This is a genomic window from Streptomyces sp. NPDC021020, assembly GCF_044333285.1.
Taxonomy (GTDB): Bacteria; Actinomycetota; Actinomycetes; order Streptomycetales; family Streptomycetaceae; genus Actinacidiphila.
In genome coordinates, this window is sequence record NZ_JBIRQQ010000005.1 from 545,792 (window position 1) to 565,471 (window position 19,680).

Genomic DNA, 19,680 nt, shown 5'->3' on the forward strand with positions numbered 1-19,680 from the left:
TCGGCGGAGCAAGGAGTGACCCCCGCATGACCACGGACGCAACGGACGCCCGCGGCGTGACCGCGCCGGGCCCGTACGAACCCGCGCCACCGACGCCGCCCCCGCCGGAGCACGGCGGCACCACCTTGCACAAGGCCGCGCCGCGGGCCGTACGGGAGCCCCGCCGCTCCACCGCGACCACGCGCCCCACCGACTACTTCGCCGCCCTCGGCGCGGCAGCCGCCTCGCTCGCGCTGACCTGGCTCTTCTTCACCCGGATCGCGCCCTTCACCGGCGGCCTCGGCTTCGTGGTCTTCGCGTACGCGCTCTTCCTGGCGCTCTACGCGCTGCTGGTGTCCTTCGACGAGGACGGCCCCGCGGTGCGCGACCGCATCGCGTCGGTGATCGTGCAGAGCCTGGCGCTGCTGCTGCTGACCGCGCTGGCCTTCGTCATCGTCTACACCCTGTGGTCCGGCCGCCAGGCGCTGCCGCACACCAACTTCTTCACGCAGGACATGCGCAGCGCCGGACCGCTCGACCCGCTCACGGTCGGCGGCATCCGGCACGCGATCCTCGGCACCCTGATCCAGATCGGGATCGCGCTCGTGCTCACCGTGCCCGCGGGGCTGCTGTGCGCGGTCTTCCTCAACGAGGTGCCCGGCCGCTACGCGCGGTTCGTCCGCACCGTCGTGGAGGCGATGACGGCGCTGCCGTCGATCGTCGCCGGCCTGTTCGTCTACGCCACCGCGATCCTCGCCCTCGGTGTGGCGCAGTCCGGCTTCGCCGCGTCCCTGGCGATCTCGGTGATGATGATGCCGATCATCATCCGCGCCTCCGACGTGGTGATCCGGCTGGTGCCCGGCACCCTGCGGGAGGCGTCCTACGCGCTCGGCTCGCCGCGCTGGCGCACGGTGTGGCACGTCGTGCTGCCGACCGCCCGCTCCGGCCTGACCACCGCGGTCATCCTCGGCACCGCCCGCGGTGTCGGCGAGACCTCGCCCGTCCTGCTGACGGCGGGCTTCACCGCCGTCACCAACCTCAGCCCGACCGACGGCCCGATGGTGCCGCTGCCGCTGGTCACCTTCGAGTTCGTGAAGTCCTCGCAGAAGACGATGATCTCCCGCGGTTTCGGTACGGCGGCCGTGCTGCTGGTACTCGTCCTGATCCTCTTCGTCGTCGCCCGGATGGTCGGCGGCCGCGGGCCGGGCGAGCTGACCCGCCGCGCCACCCACCGCCGGGTCGTCGCCTCGCGGCGCGACCAGCGGCGTTTCGCCGAACGGGCGGCGGCCCGCGGGGGATTGACCGCCGCCGGTAATACCCCAGCCCACCCCGAGAGCCCCGAGCGGGGACCCGTACAGGGAGTTGACGGATCGTGAAGAGAATTCGGGCGGTGGCGACGGCCTTCGCCCTGCTGGTGTGCTCGCTGCTGGCCTTCGGGCAGTCGCCCGCGCACGCGGAGTCCTACGCCCGTATCAGCGGCGGCGGCTCCACCTGGAGCCAGAACGCGATCGACCAGTGGCGCAAGACCGTCAACCAGTACGGGATGACCGTCAACTACGCCAGCACCGGCTCCTCCATCGGGCGCCAGCAGTACGCCGACGGCGCCGTCGACTTCGCCGTCTCCGAGATCCCGTACGGGACCACGGAGTTCGGCGTGCGCGAACCTCCGCCGAAGCGCGGCTACGCCTACATGCCGATCGTCGCGGGCGGCACCGCGTTCATGTACAACCTGAAGATCGGCGGCAAGCGGGTCACCAACCTGCGGCTGAGCGGCAGCAGCATCGCCAAGATCTTCACCGGGAAGATCACCCGCTGGAACGACCAGCAGATCAAGGACGACAACCCGTCGCTGACGCTGCCCAACCGCAAGATCATCCCGGTGGTGCGGTCGGAGGGCTCCGGCACCACGGCCCAGTTCACGCTGTGGATGTCCAAGCAGCAGAGCGGGCTGTGGAACGACTACTGCAAGCGGGTGGGCAAGCCCACACCGTGCAGCCTGACGTCCAACTTCCCGGTCCTTCCCGGCTCCGGCTTCATCGCCCAGGAAGGCTCGCAGGGCGTGTCGGGCTACACGCAGCAGAACTACGCCGAGGGCGCGATCACCTACGTCGAGTACTCCTACGCGATCGCCGCGCACTTCCCCGTCGTCAAGGTGCTCAACGCGGCCGGCTACTACACCGAACCCACCGCGGCGAGCGTGGCCGTCGCCCTGCTCCAGGCGCAGATCAACCAGAACAAGGACTCCGTGAACTACCTCACGCAGATCCTCGACAAGGTCTACACCGACCCCGACCGGCGCACCTATCCGCTGTCCAGCTACAGCTACATGATCCTGCCCACCTCGCTGGACTCGCCCATGACCGAGGACAAGGGCAGAACCCTCGGCGCGTTCGGCTACTACTTCCTGTGCCAGGGACAGGCCCAGGCCGAGCCGCTGGGCTTCTCCCCGCTGCCGAAGAACCTCGTCCAGGCCGGGTTCGACCAGCTGAAGAAGGTCCCGGGGGTGGACGTCCAGAACATCAAGCTCGACAACTGCCACAACCCCACCTTCTCCACCGACGGCAGCAACACCCTGGCCAAGACCGCCCCTTACCCGCAGTCCTGCGACAAGCAGGGGCCGGTCCAGTGCCTCACCGGCACCGCGGGGACGCCCGACACCGTCAACACCGGCAAGAGCGGATCCGCCGGCGGGGGCGCCAAGGCCACCGGCGGGTCGGGCACCGGCACCGCGAACGGCGGCGCCACGACCGCGGGGGCGGGCACCGCGGGCGCGACCACCGCCGGGGCGACCACCGCGGGCGCGACGGCGACCGGGGGGACCGGTACGACCGCCGGCACCACCGGCCAGGCGATCGACCCGGACACGGGCCTGCCCGCCGCGGACGCGGGCGGCACCAGCGGGGGCGAGGACATCACGGCCTCCACCGTGGGTGTCGGCGCCGAGTCCTTCTGGGGGATGCGGACCTGGCTGATGGGGCTGTCCGCCCTGATGCTGCTGGCCGTCGTCCTCCTCCCGCCGACCCTCGCCCGGCGGTTCTCCAGGACGGGGAGGCGTGATGGCCGCGCGTGACCGACGCCCCGCCGCGGGCAGCACCCTGCCGGTCCGGCTCGGCGCCCTGCTCGCCTCGCTGCTGGCCGCCCTCGGCCTGGTCCTCCTGCCGTCCGGCACGGGCGGCCAGGCGCACGCGGACACCGGCGCCGGCTCGGCCGTCACCAAGTCCGGCGCCAAGGGGACGTACGACGACTTCTCCCAGCTGAAGGTGACGGTCGAGCAGACCGCGAACGTCCGCACGCAGGGCGTCAAGGTGAGCTGGACGGGCGGGCAGCAGACCGTGGGCGTCTGGGCCAACTACCTCCAGATCATGCAGTGCTGGGGCGACGCCTCGGACGGGCCGACCCCCGAGCAGTGCGAGTACGGCGGCCAGGGGCTGAAGTCCGACGTGGCCGGGGTGGTGAACCGCAAGGCGTGGGCCAAGGACCCGCTGGAGCCGGCAGCGCGGGACATCCCCTTCACCACGGTGAAGGGGGAGAGCTCCACCGACGCCAGGAAGTTCTTCACGGGATACACGACCAACGAGCAGGACCGGGCCATCATCGGCGGCGACGGCGGCGGTGACACGATCTTCCAGCTGGAGGACGCGAACACCTCGCCGATTCTCGGCTGCGGAACGGTCACGCAGACCGGACAGGCGCCCGAGCCGTGCTGGCTCGTGGTCGTGCCGCGCGGGACCTATGAGCCGGACGGCTCCCTGCCGCCGCAGCAGACCGGCTTCCAGTCCTCCCCGCTGTCCGCGGGGAACTGGGCGCAGCGCATCGTCTTCCGTCTCGACTTCCACCCCACCGACTCGGTGTGCCCGATCGGCCAGGACGAGCAGCCCACCACCGGCTCCGACATGATCGTCGGCGCGATGACGTCGTGGGAACCGGCGATGTGCACCACGAACAAGATCACCTACGTCTACTACCCGCAGGCCGAGGACGACGCCCGCGGGCAGATCCTCAACCCCCCGGTCGGTACGGCGGGGCTCGCCTTCGTCGAGAACCCGGCCCAGCCGCCGCCCGACGCGGCTCCTGTCGTCCACGCGCCGGTCGCGGTGTCCGGACTCGTCATCGGGTACAACATCCAGCTGTCGGGCTCCTCGCAGCAGGTGCCCCGCATACGTCTGAACGCACGGCTCGTGGCGAAGATGCTCACCCAGTCGTACAAGTGCGACGTCCCGGGGGACTCGGGCAGTGTCATCCCCCCGGGGAAGCTCTCGGCGAAGAACGCGCGGGATCTGTCGGGCGACCCGGAATTCCAGAAACTCAACCCGGGGGTCAGGGAATCCTCCTTCCTCTCCTGCGGCCCCGGCCTGACCGTTCCGCAGGGGACGAGCGACACGGCGACACAACTGTGGCGGTGGCTGCGGTCCGACCCTGACGCGAAGAGCTTCCTCGCCGGAGAAGCCGACCCGTGGGGAATGCAGATCAATCCCTACTACCTGGCGATGGACCCCGCGCATTCCGCGCTCCACCAGTTCTGGAAGCCCGATGCCACCGAATTGGTGCCGGACAAGTCCTATCCCGACCTCAAACTCACGTCGGTGGCGCTGAATCCCTACACCGGCAGCCTGGGTGACGTCGCCAAGGCGGTCAGGGGGTCGTCCAGCGGAAGCTCCGCCCCGGCCGTGGACCCGGTCGCGATACCCCCGGCGCTGGAGAAGAGCGGGCCGCAGCCCGAGGGCAGCCACTTCTACCTGGGGCTCACCGACGCGGCCAGCGCCGCCAACTACCGGCTCGGCACGGCAGAACTGCTCAACGCCGACGGCCAGTTCGTGGCGCCGACACCGCAGTCCCTGGGCGCCACGGTGGCCGGGATGAAGGACGGCCCGGTGCCCGGGGTCCTGGACGCCGATCCCGGGCTCAGGACCCCGGGCGCCTACCCCCTCACGACCGTCACCTACGCGGCCGCCTCCACCTCCATGGACGCCACGCGGCGGCAGACCTACGCCGCCTTGATGCGCTACGCGGTCGGCGCCGGCCAGGCTCCCGGCATCGGCGACGGCCAACTGCCGCCGGGCTACGCGCCGCTGACGCAGGCGATGCGCGACCAGGGGCTCGCGGCCTCGACCGCGCTGCTCGCCGGTGCGCCGCCCACGAGCCCGGCCGCCGCGGATTCCTCCGGCGGCGGGTCCGGCGCCCCGCCCGGCGGCGACGCCGGACCGGCCGGCGGCGCGGGCCCCGCGGGCGGCGGCACGAGCGCCGGTGCCCCGCCCACCTCGCCCGCCGCCGCGGCAGCTGCCGGCGGCACGTCCAAGGGCGCGTCGGGCGGCGGCAGCGCCTCACCCCCGGTCGACAACGCGGCGAGGACGTCCGGCACCACACCGGGCGCCCTCCTCGGCGCCGTCCGCTGGGTCCTGCTGATCGTCCTGATCGCCGGTGTCGCCGGCTCCCTGGGCGGCCCGCTCCTGATGCGCGCGGGCCTGGTCCGCGGCACGGGCCGCGCTTTCCTCGCCTTCCGCGGGCAGTCCGGCGCTACGCCCGCGCCCGACAGTCCGCGAGGGACCTAGGCGCCCCCAGGAAGGAAATTGAAGGAGAATTAAGAATGCTCGTTGTTCACTTTCCCGGAGCGATCAATTTGGTTGCTGCATCTTGTGGTGGTGGGCAGGATGAATGCGATCCGGTCGACGGGTCGGATCTTTCCGGGGGGAATTCCGGATTCTCCTCGCGCGTCTCGTCTGAAATTCCATCCGCATCACTTCGGAGGAAACAGTGAACGTGAAATTCGCCAAGCGGGCGGCGATCGCGGCCGGTGCCGCGGCTCTCGGGGTCGTCGTGGCGTCCGGGACGGCCCAGGCCGACCCGCCCACCACCACTCCCCCCACCTACCGGACCCTGGTGGGCGTCGGGTCGGACACCACGCAGGACGTGATGAACGGCCTCGCCAACGGCACCGGCGACGACCAGATCTTCGACACGAACCCGGGCCCGGACTCCGACGGCCTGCTGATCGCGTCCTACGACGCCACGCCCGCCGGCACCATCCAGGTCGGCGCCGGCTGCTCCCTCCCGCGCCCCGACGGTTCGGGCGCCGGTGTCAAGGCGCTGCGCCTGGACATCGCGGCGAACACCAACTGCCTGGACTTCGCCCGCTCCTCCTCGGCGCCCAACGCCTCGGGCCAGTTCACCTTCATCCCCTTCGGCGTGGACGCGGTGACGGCGGCGACGGCGACCGTCACCAACCTGCCCGGCAACTACTCCTTCAAGGTCGGCGGCGCCACCCTGCCGGACTCCGAGAAGGCCCAGTACGACCTGAACCGCGTGTACAACTGCCTGGACACGAGCGGCAACAAGCTGGCGGACGGCGTCTACCCGACCATCGGCGGTGTCACCGTGCACCCGCTGGTCCCGCAGGACGGCTCCGGCACCCGCAAGTTCTGGGCGTCGACGCTGGGCTTCGACCCGGCGCACCTGCCGTCCTGTGTGAAGGACGTCGCCGCGAACGGCGACAAGGTCCAGGAGCACAACGGCAGCGCGCTCCAGGGCCCGAACGACCTCATGCCGTTCTCGATCGCCCAGTACATCGCGCAGGGCCGGTCCCTGCCGGGCGTGACCAACCGCCGCAACGGCGCGGTCCTGGCCACCGTCAACGGCACCTCGACCACGGTCACGGGCGGGAACCTCAACTCCGCCTTCCCGATCAACCGCGAGGTCTACAACGTCGTCCAGGACAGCCGGGTGACCGAGACCAACATCGCCACCACCTTCGTCGGCTCCGGCTCCGACGTCTGCTCCAAGGACTTCGACTTCGCCAACGGCACGTCGTACGTCAACGCGTACGGCTTCGGCACCGACCCGAACTGCGGCGACATCACGCTGAGCGGCAAGGACCTCATCTGACCTCCGGGTCACGACCGGCCGGGCCCCGCACCCGCGGGGCCCGGCCACCGGCACCACCCCACCCGTACCGAACTCCTCAGGGGGAGCAGATGAAGAGACGAAGAATGCGCGGCGTGCTCGTCAGCGCGCTCGGGCTGGCCATGGGCGCGGGCGCGCTGCTCGCCGGCGCTGGCACCGCCAACGCCGGGACCGCGGCGCCGACCGGCACGCCGGGCACGGTCACCCTCACCGCCCGGAGCAGCAGCGTCACCGACGCCTCGCCGTTCACCCAGGTGTCGGTCGACAAGGCCTGCCCGGCCGGCTACCGGGACGCCCTCAACGTGTCCCTGGTCGTCCCGGACGGCCGGGAGTCGCTGCTGGCCTCCCACCTGACCGGCGGCGCCCCGTACGCGGCCGCCCCGGCCACCGCGCCGGTGCCGGCCGCCTCGGGCGGCGGCACCATCGTCCGGTCGATCGCCACCGCGTTCTCGGCCGCCCACGTCGCGCTCGCCGACGGCACCTACCCGATCCACGTGACCTGCGCGAACACCGACCGGACGGCCTTCCCCGAGCACCCGACGTCCACCGGCTTCATCGAGGTCACCGGCACCACGTGGCAGGTCTCGGCCCACGCGGCCCCGGCCGCCACGAGCGTCAGGCTCACCGCGAGCCCGTCGAGCCGCGTCCGGGTCGGCCGGCCCTTCACGCTCACCGCGAAGGTGGCCGGCGGCGTCCCGGGGACCGTGCAGTTCCAGGCGGACGGCGGCGCCACCGTGTACGGCCAGCCCGTTCCGGTGGTGAACGGCGTCGCGACCCTCCAGCTCACGGCGAACTCCGCGCCCGTGGTCCGCAGCTACATCGCGATCTTCACCCCGACCGACCAGCTCGGCCGCGCCCAGGCCTACACCGTTCTCAGCTGCACCTTCGTCAACGCGCCGTCGATCACGGTGACCGACGCGGACGGCACCGCCCTCGGCGACACCCCGCGGCTGACGCCCGGCCAGCAGATCACCGTCTCCGCCCAGGGCTTCCGGCCCGCCGACGGGGAGACGGTCGACGTGGCGGCCACCAACGTCTACTTCGGCATCCTGCCCGCGCTCTTCCCGTCGGCCACCTCCGACAGCGCCGGGTCGGTCGCCGGTTACACCCTCACGATTCCCCAGGGCATCAGCGCCGGGGACCACACGCTGGTCCTCCTCGGCGAGAAGACCCTGCTGACGCTCGCCTTCGACTTCACCACCGCATGACCGTGCCTCCGCGGACAGCCCGCTGACCAGCACGGACGACAAGCGCCCTGCCACCCGCCAGGTGGCAGGGCCGCATGCGTGACCCGCACCACCGCTCGTGACCGGCGACATCCCCGAGGGGACGAGGAGACATGAAACGAAGAATGCACGCGGCGCTGCTGAGCGTGCTGGCACTGATCCTGGGCACCGGGGCCCTGGTCCTCTCCACCGCGGGGACCGCGTCCGCGGACCTCGCGGGGACGGTGACGCTGACGCCCGCCACCGGCACGGTGGCCGCTGTCCCGGCCTTCCCGGAGATCTCGGTGTCGGCCCCGTGCCCGGAGCCGTACCAGGCCAAGCTGGGCGTGTACCTGACGATCAACGGTACGGACGACCTGCTGGCGAACAACCTCACGGACGGGGCGCCGTTCAGCGGGAGCACCATCACCACGCACCTCCCGGCCACGGCCGGCGCGTTCAACCGCTCGATCAACACCACCTTCAGCACCGCGCACCAGACGGTGGCCGACGGCACCTATCCGCTGCACATCCAGTGCCTGGCGGCCGACGGCACCAAGGCCGACGGGATGTTCGCCACCGCCATCCAGATCACCGGGAGCACCTGGGCGGCCGCGACCACCTCCGTGCCCACGGGCACCTCCCTGGCCGTGACCGCGTCCCCCGCCGGGCACACGGTCGTGAACCACGAGGTCGTCATCACGGCCACCGTCACCCCGAGCACCGCGGTCGGCACGGTGACGTTCGCGAACTCCGCCACCCCGTTCGCCAAGGACGTCCCCCTCGTCAACGGCGTGGCCACGGCAACGCTCAGCGGCGCGAGCACCCCGGGACCGGCCGCGATCACGGCGACGTTCAAACCGACCGACCCGCTCGCCTTCGGCACCAGCCAGGGCGCGCTGTCCTACGGCATCGTCGACGAGCCCGGGATCACCGTGCTCGACAGCTCCGACAACACCCTGGACGAGAACGCGAACCTCACCAAGGGCCAGACCGTCAAGGTCTCCGCGGAGGGCTTCCTGCCGACCGGGACGGACGGGCACGGCGAGCCGGTCGGCTTCGCCGTGGACGGCAAGAAGGTCCACGACGACCTGGTCTCCAACAACGCGGGCAAGCTGACGAACATCCAGGTGACGCTGCCGGACGACCTGGCCGACGGCACCCACTCGCTGGACCTGACGGGCGCGACGAGCGCCATCAAGCTGTCCTTCCCGTTCAGGACCGGTGCGACGAGCACGCCGACGCCCGACCCCTCCGACACGGGGACGGACGGCGGCACCACGGACGGCTCGTCCGACGGCGGCACCACGGACGGCTCGACGGACGCCGGTACCACCAGCGGCAGCACCACCGACGGCGCCGCGTCCGACGCCGGTACGTCCACCGGCTCCTCCGACGCCGGCACCGCCACCGGCACGACCGGCGGTTCCTCCGGCGGCTCCGACGGCCCGCTCGCCGCGACCGGCGCCACGGGCATCGTCCCGCTCGGCGTGCTCGCCCTCCTGATGATCACCGGTGGCGGCTACGCCGCGTACCGGGTCCGCCGGGACGGCAGGCTGCTCAGCTTCGGTCCCTCCCCGCGCGACTGACCGCGCGGGGCACGCCGGGTGGCGGGCGGTCCGCCGCCCGCCACCCGGCCGCCCCTGCACCCCACCGCATCGGAACGCACCAGAAGGAGCCCCACCCGTGGCCGTACTGTCACCCTCCCGCGAGGCCGCGGGGCCGCCGCCGGAGCCGGCCGGGCCGGAAGGGCCGCCGGACGCCCGCCGGCCCGCCGGCCCCTGGCTCGTCGTCCCGGGTGCCGCGCTGACCCTGCTGGCGGCGCTGCTGCTCGGCTTCGTCGTCAACCTCACCGTCCTCGGCCACGTCGAGCACGCCCGCGACCAGCAGACCGGCTACGACAAGCTGCGCGCCGAACTGGCCCTGGGCACCGCCCCCGTGGGCCGGCTGGACGCCGACGGCAAGCCCGTGGCGATGGGCGCCCCGGTGGCCGTCCTGCACATCAAGGCGATCGGCCTCAAGGAGGTCGTCTTCCAGGGCACCACGTCCGGCGTCCTGCGCTCCGGCCCCGGACACCGCAGGGACACCCCGCTGCCCGGCCAGCCCGGCACCAGCATCCTGATGGGCCGCCAGTGGGGCTACGGCAGCCCGTTCAACCACCTCGACGAGCTGACGGCCGGCGACCGCATCACCGTCACCACCGGCCAGGGCCGGCAGGAGTACAAGGTCACCGGGCTGCGGCGGGCCGGCGACCCGGCGCCCGCCCCGCCCGCCGCCGGGCAGAGCCGGCTGATCCTGATGACCGCGACCGGCGGCCTCTACACCCCGCACGGCGTGCTGCGGGTGGACGCCGACCTGGTCGGCGACGTCCAGCCCGGCCCCGCCGCGGGCGGCGGCATCACGGCGGCCGAGGCGCCGCTGGCCGGGGACCCCGCCGCCTGGCTGCCGATCATGCTGTGGCTCCAGGCGCTGCTGCTCGCCGTCGTCGCCGTCACCTGGATCTTCCGCCGCTGGGGCCGCTGGCAGACCTGGATCTGCGCCGTCCCGGTGCTCACCGCCGTCGTCGTCGCCCTGTCGGGCGAGGCCACCCGCCTGCTGCCCAACCTGCTCTGACCGCCCCGTCACGTAAGGAACGCCATGTCCGCGACCGACGAGACCGTCGTCCTGCCGCCCGTCCCCGCCGCGCCCGCCGCCGCCTCCCGCTCCGCCACCCTCGACGCCCGCGACATCTCCGCCTGGTTCGGCGACCACAAGGTCCTCGACCGGGTGTCGCTCACCATGCCCGCGCAGCGGGTCACCGCGCTCATCGGGCCGTCCGGCTGCGGCAAGTCCACCTTCCTGCGGATCCTCAACCGCATGCACGAGCTGATCGGCAGCGCGTCGCTCGCCGGGCAGGTGCTGCTGGACGGGCAGGACATCTACGACCGCGGGCGGCGCATCACGCAGGCCAGGCGGGAGATCGGGATGGTCTTCCAGAAGCCCAACCCCTTCCCGGCGATGAGCATCTACGACAACGTCCTGGCCGGACTGAAGATGAACGGCATCAAGGCGGGCCGCGGCGAGCGGGACGACCTGGTCGAGGAGTGCCTGACCAAGGCCGGGCTGTGGCGCGAGGTCGCCGACCGGCTGCGGCAGCCCGGCGGGGCGCTGTCCGGCGGGCAGCAGCAACGCCTGTGCATCGCACGGTCGTTGGCGGTACGGCCACGTGTGCTGCTGATGGACGAGCCGTGCTCGGCACTCGACCCGACGTCCACCCGGCGGATCGAGCAGACGATCGGCGAGCTGTCCGACGAGGTCACCATCGTCATCGTCACCCACAACATGCAGCAGGCCGCGCGCGTTTCGCACTCCTGCGCCTTCTTCCTCGCCGAACAGGGCACGCCCGGCGTCATCGTGGAGCACGGGCCCACCGACACGATGTTCACCAGCCCGCAGGACCAGCGCACGTCCGACTACGTCAACGGCCGCTTCGGCTGAGCCCGGTGGGAAGCTCGCGCACTCTCGTGCCCGCGGGCGCGCTGGCGGCCGCCGCGCTGCTGGCCGCGTGCGGCCACCCGGCGGCCGGCCCCGCCCGGCCCGCCGCCGCCCACGCCCCGGCGGGGTCCGCCACGACGCCGCCGGGCGCCAACCGGCCGCTGCCGCACGCCCTTTCGGCCCCACCGGCCACCACGGCGCCGACCACCACCACCACCGCGCCGCCGCCCGCCCCGGCCGCACCGCAGGTGACCACGCCGCCCCGTACGGCCGCGCCCCCGGCGCCGCGCACCGGCCCGCCGAAGCCGCCGGCCCGCACGCCCGCGGCCACCGTGCGGCCGTCCCGGCGGGCGACCGCGCCGGGCGCGATGGTGCTGCACATCGGGACGTGGTCCCGCCCGGTCGTCCGCGGCGACCAGGCCGCGATCGACCGCTGCACCGCCGCGGTCCTCTTCACCGGCCCCGACCCGGCCCAGGCCGACGGCGACGCGATGCGCACGTCCGTCATCGTCGGCCACGACTTCTGCGGCTACGCCGTCCTCGCCCCGCTCCCGGTCGGCACCCGCGTGACCCTGGACACCCCCCGGGGCACGCTGTCCTACCACGTCTACGCGAACTACGTCACGCCCGGCCAGGGCGGCCCCGACAACGGCCTGTACTGGGGCGACCTCACCCTCCAGACCTGCGTCGGGCCCGACACCGGCTTCAGCTACCTCGTACGCGACTGACCGGGCCGCCCCGCGAAGGGCGGCCCGGCCGCCGGGTCAGATCAGGCCCTGGGCCAGCATCGCGTCCGCGACGAGTTCGAAGCCCGCGATGTTGGCGCCGACCACGTAGTTGCCGGGGCTGCCGTAGCGCTCCGCGGTGGTGTGGCAGGAGTCGTGGATGTGGCGCATGATCTCCGCCAGCCGCTCCTCGGTGTGCGCGAAGGTCCACGAGTCGCGCGAGGCGTTCTGCTGCATCTCCAGGGCGCTGGTGGCCACGCCGCCGGCGTTCGCCGCCTTGCCGGGCGCGAAGGCGACCCCCGCGTCCTGGAAGACGCGTACGGCCTCCGGCGTGGTGGGCATGTTCGCGCCCTCCGCGACGGCCTGCACACCGTTGCGCACCAGGGCCAGGGCGTCGGTCTCGTGCAGCTCGTTCTGCGTGGCGCAGGGCAGGGCCACGTCGCAGGGGACGTTCCACAGGCCCGTGCCCTCCACGTACGACACGTGCGGGCCGCGCCGCTGCGCGTACTCCGAGACGCGGCCGCGGCCGACCTCCTTGATCTCCTTGAGCAGGCCGAGGTCGATGCCCTTCTCGTCCACGACGTAGCCGGAGGAGTCGGAGCACGTCACGACGGTCGCGCCGAGCTGCTGGGCCTTCTCGATCGCGTAGATCGCCACATTGCCCGAGCCCGAGACGGCCACGCGCCGCCCCTCCAGCGACTCGCCCCGGCTGCGCAGCATCTCGGCAGTGAAGAGCACGCAGCCGTACCCCGTCGCCTCCGTACGCGCCTGGGCGCCGCCCCAGCCCAGGCCCTTGCCGGTCAGTACGCCTGACTCGTAGCGGTTGGTGATCCGCTTGTACTGGCCGAACAGGTAGCCGATCTCCCGGCCGCCCACGCCGATGTCGCCCGCCGGCACATCGGTGTACTCGCCGATGTGGCGGTGCAGCTCGGTCATGAACGACTGGCAGAAGCGCATGACCTCGGCGTCCGAGCGGCCCTTCGGGTCGAAGTCGGAGCCGCCCTTGCCGCCGCCGATGGGCATGCCCGTGAGCGCGTTCTTGAAGATCTGCTCGAAGCCGAGGAACTTCACGATCCCCAGGTTCACCGACGGGTGGAAGCGCAGCCCGCCCTTGTACGGCCCGAGGACGCTGCTGAACTCGACCCGGAAGCCGCGGTTGACGTGGATGTCCCCGTTGTCGTCCGACCACGGCACCCGGAAGATCAGCTGCCGCTCCGGCTCGCAGACCCGCTCGATGATCCGCGCGTCCAGGAACTCCGGACGCTGCTCCAGCACCGGGTCGAGGGTCTCCAGCACCTCGCGTACGGCCTGGTGGAACTCGGTCTCGCCCTGGTTGCGGCGCAGGATCTCTGCGTACAGCGGCTCGATGACGCGCATACGGGTGTGCCCTCCGTTGACTCGGCGATTAGCGCGCTGGGGCACCCCGTCCCTGGGGGCCGCAGCGGCCCCCTTCGGCGTTTGGCATATTCATTGTCGCCGGACGGCCGCCGTGCCGGAACACGACGTGAGCCAGGCCACGCCCGCCGCGCCGCGGGCTACAGGCCCGCCGCCTCGGCGAGCGCGGGCTTCAGGGCGGCGAGCAGGGCGGCGGCGCGGGCGCGGGCCGGGGCGAGGTCGGCGGTCGGCGGGAGGACGACCTCCAGATAGCACTTGACCTTGGGTTCCGTGCCGCTGGGCCGGACGACGACCCGCACGGCGGAGACGCCCTCACCGGCCAGGTGGTAGCGCAGCCCGTCCGTGGGCGGCAGCCCGCCCGCACCCTCGCGCAGATCCTCCGCGGAGGTGACGGTGAGGCCGGCCAGCTCGGTGGGCGGGTGGGCCCGCAGCCGGGCCATCGCGGCGGTGATCACGGCGAGGTCGTCGACGCGTACCGAGAGCTGGTCGGTCGCGTGCAGGCCGTGGACGCGGGCGAGGCCGTCCAGCTCGTCCGCGAGGGTGCGCCCCTCCTGCCGGGCCTGCGCCGCCATCTCGGCGACGAGCAGCGCCGCGGTCACGCCGTCCTTGTCCCTGACCCCGGCCGGGTCGACGCAGTAGCCGAGAGCCTCCTCGTAGCCGTAGCGCAGCCCGGGGACGCGGGCGATCCACTTGAAGCCGGTGAGGGTGTCCTCGTAGCCGAGGCCCGCGCGAGCGGCGATCTTCGACAGCAGGGAGGACGAGACGATGCTCGCCGCGAAGACGTCCTGCCCCGGTTCGGCGGCGCCGCGCCCGACGAGGTGGGCGGCCAGGAGCGCGCCCAGTTCGTCGCCGCGCAGCATGCGCCAGCCCGCGTCGGCGTCCGGGTCGGGGACGGCCACGGCGCAGCGGTCGGCGTCCGGGTCGTTGGCGATGACGAGGTCCGGCGCGGTGTCCCGCGCGGTCTTGAACGCGAGGTCCATCGCCCCCGGTTCCTCCGGGTTGGGGAAGGCGACGGTGGGGAAATCCGGGTCGGGCGCGGCCTGTTCGGCGACGGGCACGGGCGCGGGGAAGCCCGCGCGGGCGAAGGCGGCGGTCAGCGTCTCCAGGCCCACGCCGTGCAACGGCGTGTAGACGGTGGCCAGTTCGCGCGGGCTGCCCGGCGCCAGCACGCCCGTCGCGCGCTCCAGATACGCGGCCAGGACGTCCTCGCCGAGCACCTCCCAGCCCTTCTCGGCCAGCGGTACGGACGCCAGCGGCCCCACCGCCGCGATACGGGCGGCGATCTCCGCGTCCGCGGGCGGCACGATCTGCGAGCCGTCGCCGAGATAGACCTTGTAGCCGTTGTCCTGCGGCGGGTTGTGGCTCGCGGTCACCATCACGCCCGCGGCGACGCCCAGTTCGCGGATCGCGAAGGCCAGCACCGGCGTCGGCAGCGGCCGCGGCAGCAGATACGCGCGCAGGCCCGCGCCCGTCATCACCGCGGCCGTGTCGCGTGCGAAGTCCGCGGACTTGTGGCGGGCGTCGTAGCCGACCACGACCGAGCCGCCGGGACCGAGATACGCCGCCAGCCCCGCGGCAGCGCGGATCACGACCGCGCGGTTCATCCGGTTCGGACCCGCGCCCAGCGCCCCGCGCAGCCCCGCCGTCCCGAACTCCAGCGTCCCGTCGAAGCGGTCGGCCAGCTCCGCGGAGCCGCCCGCGGCGATCAGCGCGGTCAGCTCCGCCCGGGTCTCGGGGTCGGGATCCTCCGCGGCCCACGCGCGGGCACGGGCGAGCAGGTCGGTCATGGGAGCCGGTTCCCTTCGTTCGGTGTCAGAGGCGGGCGAGCAGGTCCGCGAGGAGCGTGCCCATCCGGGTGGCCGACTCGCGGCCCGCGGCGAGCACCTCCTCGTGGTTGAGCGGCGCGCCCGTCATCCCCGCGGCCAGGTTCGTCACCAGGGACACGCCCAGCACCTCCGCGCCCGCCTCGCGGGCCGCGATCGCCTCCAGCGCGGTGGACATGCCCACCAGGTCCCCGCCGATCGCCCGGATCATGCCGATCTCGGCGGGCGTCTCGTAGTGCGGGCCGGGCAGCTGGACGTACACGCCCTCGTCCAGCGTCGGGTCTATCTCCCTGCACAGCGCCCGCAGCCGCGGCGAATACAGGTCCGTGAGGTCGACGAAGTTCGCGCCCGCGATGGGGGAGGCCGCCGTCATGTTGATGTGGTCGCTGATCAGCACGGGCTGCCCCGGACGGTAGCCGGGCCGCAGGCCCCCGCAGCCGTTCGTCAGCACCACCGTCTTCACCCCGGCGGCCACCGCCGTCCGCACCCCGTGCACGACGCTCGCCACACCGCGGCCCTCGTACAGATGCGTACGGCCCAGGAACACCAGCGCCCGCACGCCGCCGACCCGCACCGAACGCAACCGGCCCGCGTGGCCTTCCACCGCGGGGGCCGGAAAACCCGGCAGATCGGTGAATGCCAGCTCTGTGTCGGGCGCCCCCAGCGCGTCGGCTGCGGGCACCCAGCCCGAACCCAGGACCAGGGCGACGTCGTGCGTCTGCGCGCGGGTCAGCTCGCGCAGACGGGCGGCGGCGTCGTCGGCCGCGGCGTAGGGCTCGGGATTCACGGAAGCGTTCACGCGCAGAGCGTAGCCTGTTTGAGCCTACGCGCGTAGACGCTCCCCGCTGTTCGCCGGGCCCCCGGCGCGGTGAGCTTGCGGCTTTCCCGCCGCGGGGGCTTCCCGCGCCTGGCGGCGCGGGGTTCTCCCACCCGCACCACCCGTGCGAGTCAGATGTCGTCTGACAGTCCTCCTGTGGGGCTTAACCACCGTCGGCGGCGAACCCGCCGTACAACCCGGAGTGGCCCCCGACCCCACCCACCGCACGGAGTGCGCGATGCCCCGCCGGGTGACAACAGGGGCGCGGGGAACTGCGCGACCAGCCCCCGCCGAGGGAAGGTCGCGCGGACCACCGCAACAGGCAGCCCGGAGCGCAAACCCGAGCCCCAGCGGTCAGCACGGGCGCTTACGGAGCTCCATGACGTAGTCGTGGGGCGCGCCCGCCGATTCCGCCGCGTCAGCGATTTCGCCGAGGTAGCGCGCGGACGGCAGACCGCCCTCGTAGTCGTCGAGGACGTAGAGCCATGCCGCGAGGTCGCCGTCGAGCGTGTGGACGCGGACGGTCGTGCGGCGGTACATGCCGAGGGGGACGCCCTCCCAGCGGTCGAGGGAGTCCTCGTCGACCGGCGCGATGTCGTAGAGGCCCACGAAGACCTGGTGGGTCGGGTCCTCCACGAGCGTCGCGAGCGCGCCCTCCCAGCCCATCTGCTCGCCGCCGAAGGTGAGGCGCCAGCCGGTCAGCCAGCCCGTGCCGCGCAGCGGGGAGTGCGGTGCGCGGCGCGTCATCAGCCGCGCGTCGAGGTTGCCTGCGTAGGCGGCGTAGAGCGACATGACGTCGAGAGTACGGGAGCGGCATCGGGGCGGCGTAAGGACGCGGAGACGCGCTCCCCCCGGGAGCCCCCCGGCAGCCCACCCCGCCGGAGGCGCCCCGCGCGGTCGCTTCTTGGCGCGTGCGGGACAATGGGGTACGTGACAAGGATCGTGATCATCGGTGGCGGACCCGGCGGCTACGAGGCGGCGCTGGTGGCGGCGCAGCTCGGCGCGGAGGTGACGGTCGTCGACTGCGACGGCCTCGGCGGTGCGTCGGTGCTGACCGACTGCGTACCGTCGAAGACCCTCATCGCCACCGCGGAGGTGATGACGACCTTCGACAGCTCCTACGAGGAGCTGGGCATCATCGTGGCCGACGACACCCCGCCGGAGGCCCGGGCGGCCCGCGTGGTCGGCGTCGACCTGGGCAAGGTCAACCGCCGGGTCAAGCGGCTCGCGCTCGCGCAGTCGCACGACATCACCGCCTCCGTGACGCGCGCGGGCGCGCAGGTGATGCGCGGGCGCGGGCGGCTGGAGGGCCCCCAGACGGCGGAAGGCACCCGGACGGTCGTCGTGACGGCCGCCGACGGCACCGAGCAGCGGCTGACGGCCGAGGCCGTGCTGATCGCCACCGGTGCGCGGCCGCGCGAGCTGCCGGACGCGATGCCGGACGGCGAGCGGATCCTGAACTGGACCCAGGTCTACGACCTGGACGAGCTGCCGCGCGAGCTGATCGTGGTGGGCTCGGGTGTGACGGGTGCGGAGTTCGCGGGCGCGTACCAGGCGCTGGGCTCGAAGGTGACGCTGGTCTCCTCGCGCGACCGGGTGCTGCCCGGCGAGGACCCGGACGCCGCGGCGGTGCTGGAGGACGTCTTCCGGCGCCGCGGCATGAACGTGATGTCGCGCTCGCGCGCGCAGAGCGTCAAGCGGGTGGGCGACGGGGTGGAGGCGACGCTCACCGACGGCCGCGTCATCACCGGCACGCACTGCCTGATGGCGGTCGGCGCGATCCCCAACACCACCGGGATGGGCCTGGAGGAGGCGGGCGTCAAGCTCACCGAGCACGGCCATGTGTGGACGGACAAGGTGTCGCGCACCAGCGCCTCGGGCGTGTACGCGGCCGGTGACGTCACGGGCGTCTTCGCGCTCGCGTCGGTCGCGGCGATGCAGGGCCGGATCGCGATGTACCACTTCCTCGGGGACGCGGTCGCGCCGCTGAACCTGAAGACCGTGTCGTCGAACGTCTTCACCGACCCGGAGATCGCGACCGTCGGCTACACGCAGGCGGACGTGGACTCCGGGCGGATCGACGCCCGGCTGGTGAAGCTGCCGCTGCTGCGCAACCCGCGGGCGAAGATGCAGGGCATCCGGGACGGCTTCGTGAAGATCTTCTGCCGTCCGGGCACGGGCATCGTGGTCGGCGGCGTGGTGGTCGCGCCCCGGGCCAGCGAGCTGATCCACCCGATCTCGCTCGCGGTGGACAACAACCTGACCGTCGAGCAGATCGCGAACGCCTTCACGGTCTACCCGTCGCTGTCCGGCTCGATCGCGGAGGTCGCCCGGCAGCTGCACAACCGCGGGAATTAGCGAACGTACGGTCGGTCCGTAGCACTTCGCGGTCTGTTTCGCGCGGAATATCGCGGTACTGGTGCAAAACGCTGAAAGCAGCGATCGAAGGGGTTACTGTCGGTTTCGTGTTCGCTGCAGAACGTCGCCAATTGATCCTGGAAATGGTGCGGGCCAACGGAGCGGTGTCGCTCCGGGAACTCGCCCGTGTCGTCCAGACCTCCGAAGTGACCGTGCGCCGTGATGTGCGGGCACTGGAGGCCGAAGGACTACTCGACCGCCGGCACGGCGGTGCGGTGCTGCCGGGGGGATTCACCCGCGAGTCCGGCTTCCCGCAGAAATCCCATCTAGCGACCGCGGAGAAGACGGCCATCGCCGATCTCGCGGCCTCGCTCGTGGACGAGGGCGAGGCCATCGTCGTCGGCGCGGGCACCACCACGCAGGAGCTCGCCCGGCGGCTCGCCCGGGTGCCGGGGCTCACCGTGGTGACCAACTCGCTGCTGGTCGCGCAGGCGCTCGCGCACGCCAACCGGGTCGAGGTCGTCATGACCGGCGGGACGCTGCGCGGCTCCAACTACGGGCTGGTCGGCAGCGGGGCGGAGCAGTCCCTGCAGGGGCTGCGGGTCTCCCGGGCGTTCCTGTCCGGCGCGGGCCTGACGGCCGAGCGCGGGCTCTCGACGTCCAACATGCTGGCCGCCAGCGTGGACCGGGCGCTCGTGCAGGCGGCGGCCGAGGTCGTCGTCCTGGCCGACCACACCAAGCTCGGCGCCGACACGATGTTCCAGACGGTGCCGACCGACATGATCACCCATCTGGTCACGGACGAGCCGCCGCCCGGCGAGGAGCGCGCGGCCACCGAGTTGCAGGCGCTCGCCGACCGCGGGGTGCAGCTCGTCGTCGCCCCGCCCCCCGGGGTGGCCCCGGAGGCGGCTCCGCGCGAGCCGCTGCCGGCGCCGCGCCGCCCGCACGGGCTGCGCCCGCCCGCCGTACCGCGGCTCGCGGACCTGCGGCCGCACTAGGGCCTGTCC

15 protein-coding genes are annotated in these 19,680 nt (G+C 72.8%); 11 read left to right on the top strand and 4 right to left on the bottom strand.

What is annotated here, in order from left to right; translation table 11 throughout:
• Positions 1–26: 26 nt before the first annotated feature.
• From pstA to ACH4SL_RS17780, 9 genes are all read left to right on the top strand, one after another.
• On the top strand, positions 27–1,355 hold the full coding sequence (gene pstA, locus ACH4SL_RS17740; RefSeq protein WP_398446325.1) for a phosphate ABC transporter permease PstA: 1,329 nt from the start codon (positions 27–29) through the stop codon (positions 1,353–1,355).
• Positions 1,352–3,049 carry a phosphate ABC transporter substrate-binding protein PstS gene (locus tag ACH4SL_RS17745; protein WP_398446327.1) on the top strand — a complete coding sequence of 566 codons (1,698 nt, stop codon included), beginning with the start codon at positions 1,352–1,354 and terminating at the stop codon, positions 3,047–3,049. Before pstA ends, ACH4SL_RS17745 begins: the two co-directional genes overlap by 4 nt.
• A complete protein-coding gene (locus tag ACH4SL_RS17750; protein WP_398446329.1) occupies positions 3,036–5,528 on the top strand; it encodes a hypothetical protein in 2,493 nt (830 codons plus the stop codon). The genes ACH4SL_RS17745 and ACH4SL_RS17750 overlap by 14 nt, the downstream gene beginning before the upstream one ends.
• Positions 5,529–5,736: 208 nt before the next feature.
• The gene (locus ACH4SL_RS17755) at positions 5,737–6,858 is read left to right on the top strand and encodes a hypothetical protein (protein ID WP_398446331.1); all 1,122 of its coding nucleotides are present in this window, start codon (positions 5,737–5,739) and stop codon (positions 6,856–6,858) included.
• 89 nt (positions 6,859–6,947) lie between these two features.
• Positions 6,948–8,084: a hypothetical protein gene (locus tag ACH4SL_RS17760; protein WP_398446333.1), complete on the top strand. Its 1,137-nt coding sequence runs from the start codon at positions 6,948–6,950 to the stop codon at positions 8,082–8,084.
• Between the two features lie 131 nt (positions 8,085–8,215).
• Positions 8,216–9,670, top strand: coding sequence for a hypothetical protein (locus ACH4SL_RS17765; protein ID WP_398446335.1), 1,455 nt, complete (start codon positions 8,216–8,218; stop codon positions 9,668–9,670).
• Between the two features lie 97 nt (positions 9,671–9,767).
• Positions 9,768–10,694, top strand: coding sequence for a sortase (locus ACH4SL_RS17770; protein ID WP_398446337.1), 927 nt, complete (start codon positions 9,768–9,770; stop codon positions 10,692–10,694).
• A gap of 24 nt (positions 10,695–10,718) precedes the next feature.
• Positions 10,719–11,558 carry a phosphate ABC transporter ATP-binding protein gene (locus ACH4SL_RS17775; protein ID WP_398446339.1) on the top strand — a complete coding sequence of 280 codons (840 nt, stop codon included), beginning with the start codon at positions 10,719–10,721 and terminating at the stop codon, positions 11,556–11,558.
• Positions 11,559–11,563: 5 nt separating this feature from the next.
• On the top strand, positions 11,564–12,283 hold the full coding sequence (locus tag ACH4SL_RS17780) for a hypothetical protein (protein ID WP_398446341.1): 720 nt from the start codon (positions 11,564–11,566) through the stop codon (positions 12,281–12,283).
• Positions 12,284–12,319: 36 nt separating this feature from the next.
• On the opposite strand, the gene gdhA is transcribed toward ACH4SL_RS17780, so the two are convergent.
• The 4 genes from gdhA to ACH4SL_RS17800 form a co-directional block, all read right to left on the bottom strand.
• Entirely contained in the window at positions 12,320–13,657 is a 1,338-nt protein-coding gene (gdhA, locus tag ACH4SL_RS17785; RefSeq protein WP_398446344.1) for an NADP-specific glutamate dehydrogenase, read from the bottom strand.
• 158 nt (positions 13,658–13,815) lie between these two features.
• Positions 13,816–15,462, bottom strand: a complete 1,647-nt coding sequence (locus ACH4SL_RS17790; RefSeq protein ID WP_398446346.1) for a phospho-sugar mutase — start codon at positions 15,460–15,462, stop codon at positions 13,816–13,818.
• 25 nt (positions 15,463–15,487) lie between these two features.
• Positions 15,488–16,297, bottom strand: a complete 810-nt coding sequence (locus ACH4SL_RS17795) for a purine-nucleoside phosphorylase (protein WP_398446348.1) — start codon at positions 16,295–16,297, stop codon at positions 15,488–15,490.
• 372 nt (positions 16,298–16,669) lie between these two features.
• A complete protein-coding gene (locus ACH4SL_RS17800) occupies positions 16,670–17,107 on the bottom strand; it encodes a gamma-glutamylcyclotransferase (protein ID WP_398446350.1) in 438 nt (145 codons plus the stop codon).
• A 129-nt stretch (positions 17,108–17,236) separates the two neighbouring features.
• Between ACH4SL_RS17800 and ACH4SL_RS17805 the strand changes: the two genes are divergently transcribed.
• Together ACH4SL_RS17805 and ACH4SL_RS17810 are read left to right on the top strand one after the other, a co-directional pair.
• Positions 17,237–18,673, top strand: coding sequence for an NAD(P)H-quinone dehydrogenase (locus ACH4SL_RS17805; RefSeq protein ID WP_398446353.1), 1,437 nt, complete (start codon positions 17,237–17,239; stop codon positions 18,671–18,673).
• A gap of 107 nt (positions 18,674–18,780) precedes the next feature.
• Complete coding sequence (locus ACH4SL_RS17810; RefSeq protein ID WP_398446355.1) at positions 18,781–19,671, top strand: DeoR/GlpR family DNA-binding transcription regulator; 891 nt, start codon at positions 18,781–18,783, stop codon at positions 19,669–19,671.
• The last annotated feature ends 9 nt before the right edge of the window (positions 19,672–19,680 follow it).

Coding starts and splice junctions, on each gene's coding strand:
- pstA (WP_398446325.1), top strand. CDS start 27: ATGACCACGGACGCAACGGACGCCCGCGGCGTGACCGCGCCGGGCCCG.
- ACH4SL_RS17750 (WP_398446329.1), top strand. CDS start 3,036: ATGGCCGCGCGTGACCGACGCCCCGCCGCGGGCAGCACCCTGCCGGTC.
- ACH4SL_RS17760 (WP_398446333.1), top strand. CDS start 6,948: ATGAAGAGACGAAGAATGCGCGGCGTGCTCGTCAGCGCGCTCGGGCTG.
- ACH4SL_RS17765 (WP_398446335.1), top strand. CDS start 8,216: ATGAAACGAAGAATGCACGCGGCGCTGCTGAGCGTGCTGGCACTGATC.
- ACH4SL_RS17775 (WP_398446339.1), top strand. CDS start 10,719: ATGTCCGCGACCGACGAGACCGTCGTCCTGCCGCCCGTCCCCGCCGCG.
- gdhA (WP_398446344.1), bottom strand. CDS start 13,657: ATGCGCGTCATCGAGCCGCTGTACGCAGAGATCCTGCGCCGCAACCAG.
- ACH4SL_RS17790 (WP_398446346.1), bottom strand. CDS start 15,462: ATGACCGACCTGCTCGCCCGTGCCCGCGCGTGGGCCGCGGAGGATCCC.
- ACH4SL_RS17800 (WP_398446350.1), bottom strand. CDS start 17,107: ATGTCGCTCTACGCCGCCTACGCAGGCAACCTCGACGCGCGGCTGATG.
- ACH4SL_RS17805 (WP_398446353.1), top strand. CDS start 17,237: ATGGGGTACGTGACAAGGATCGTGATCATCGGTGGCGGACCCGGCGGC.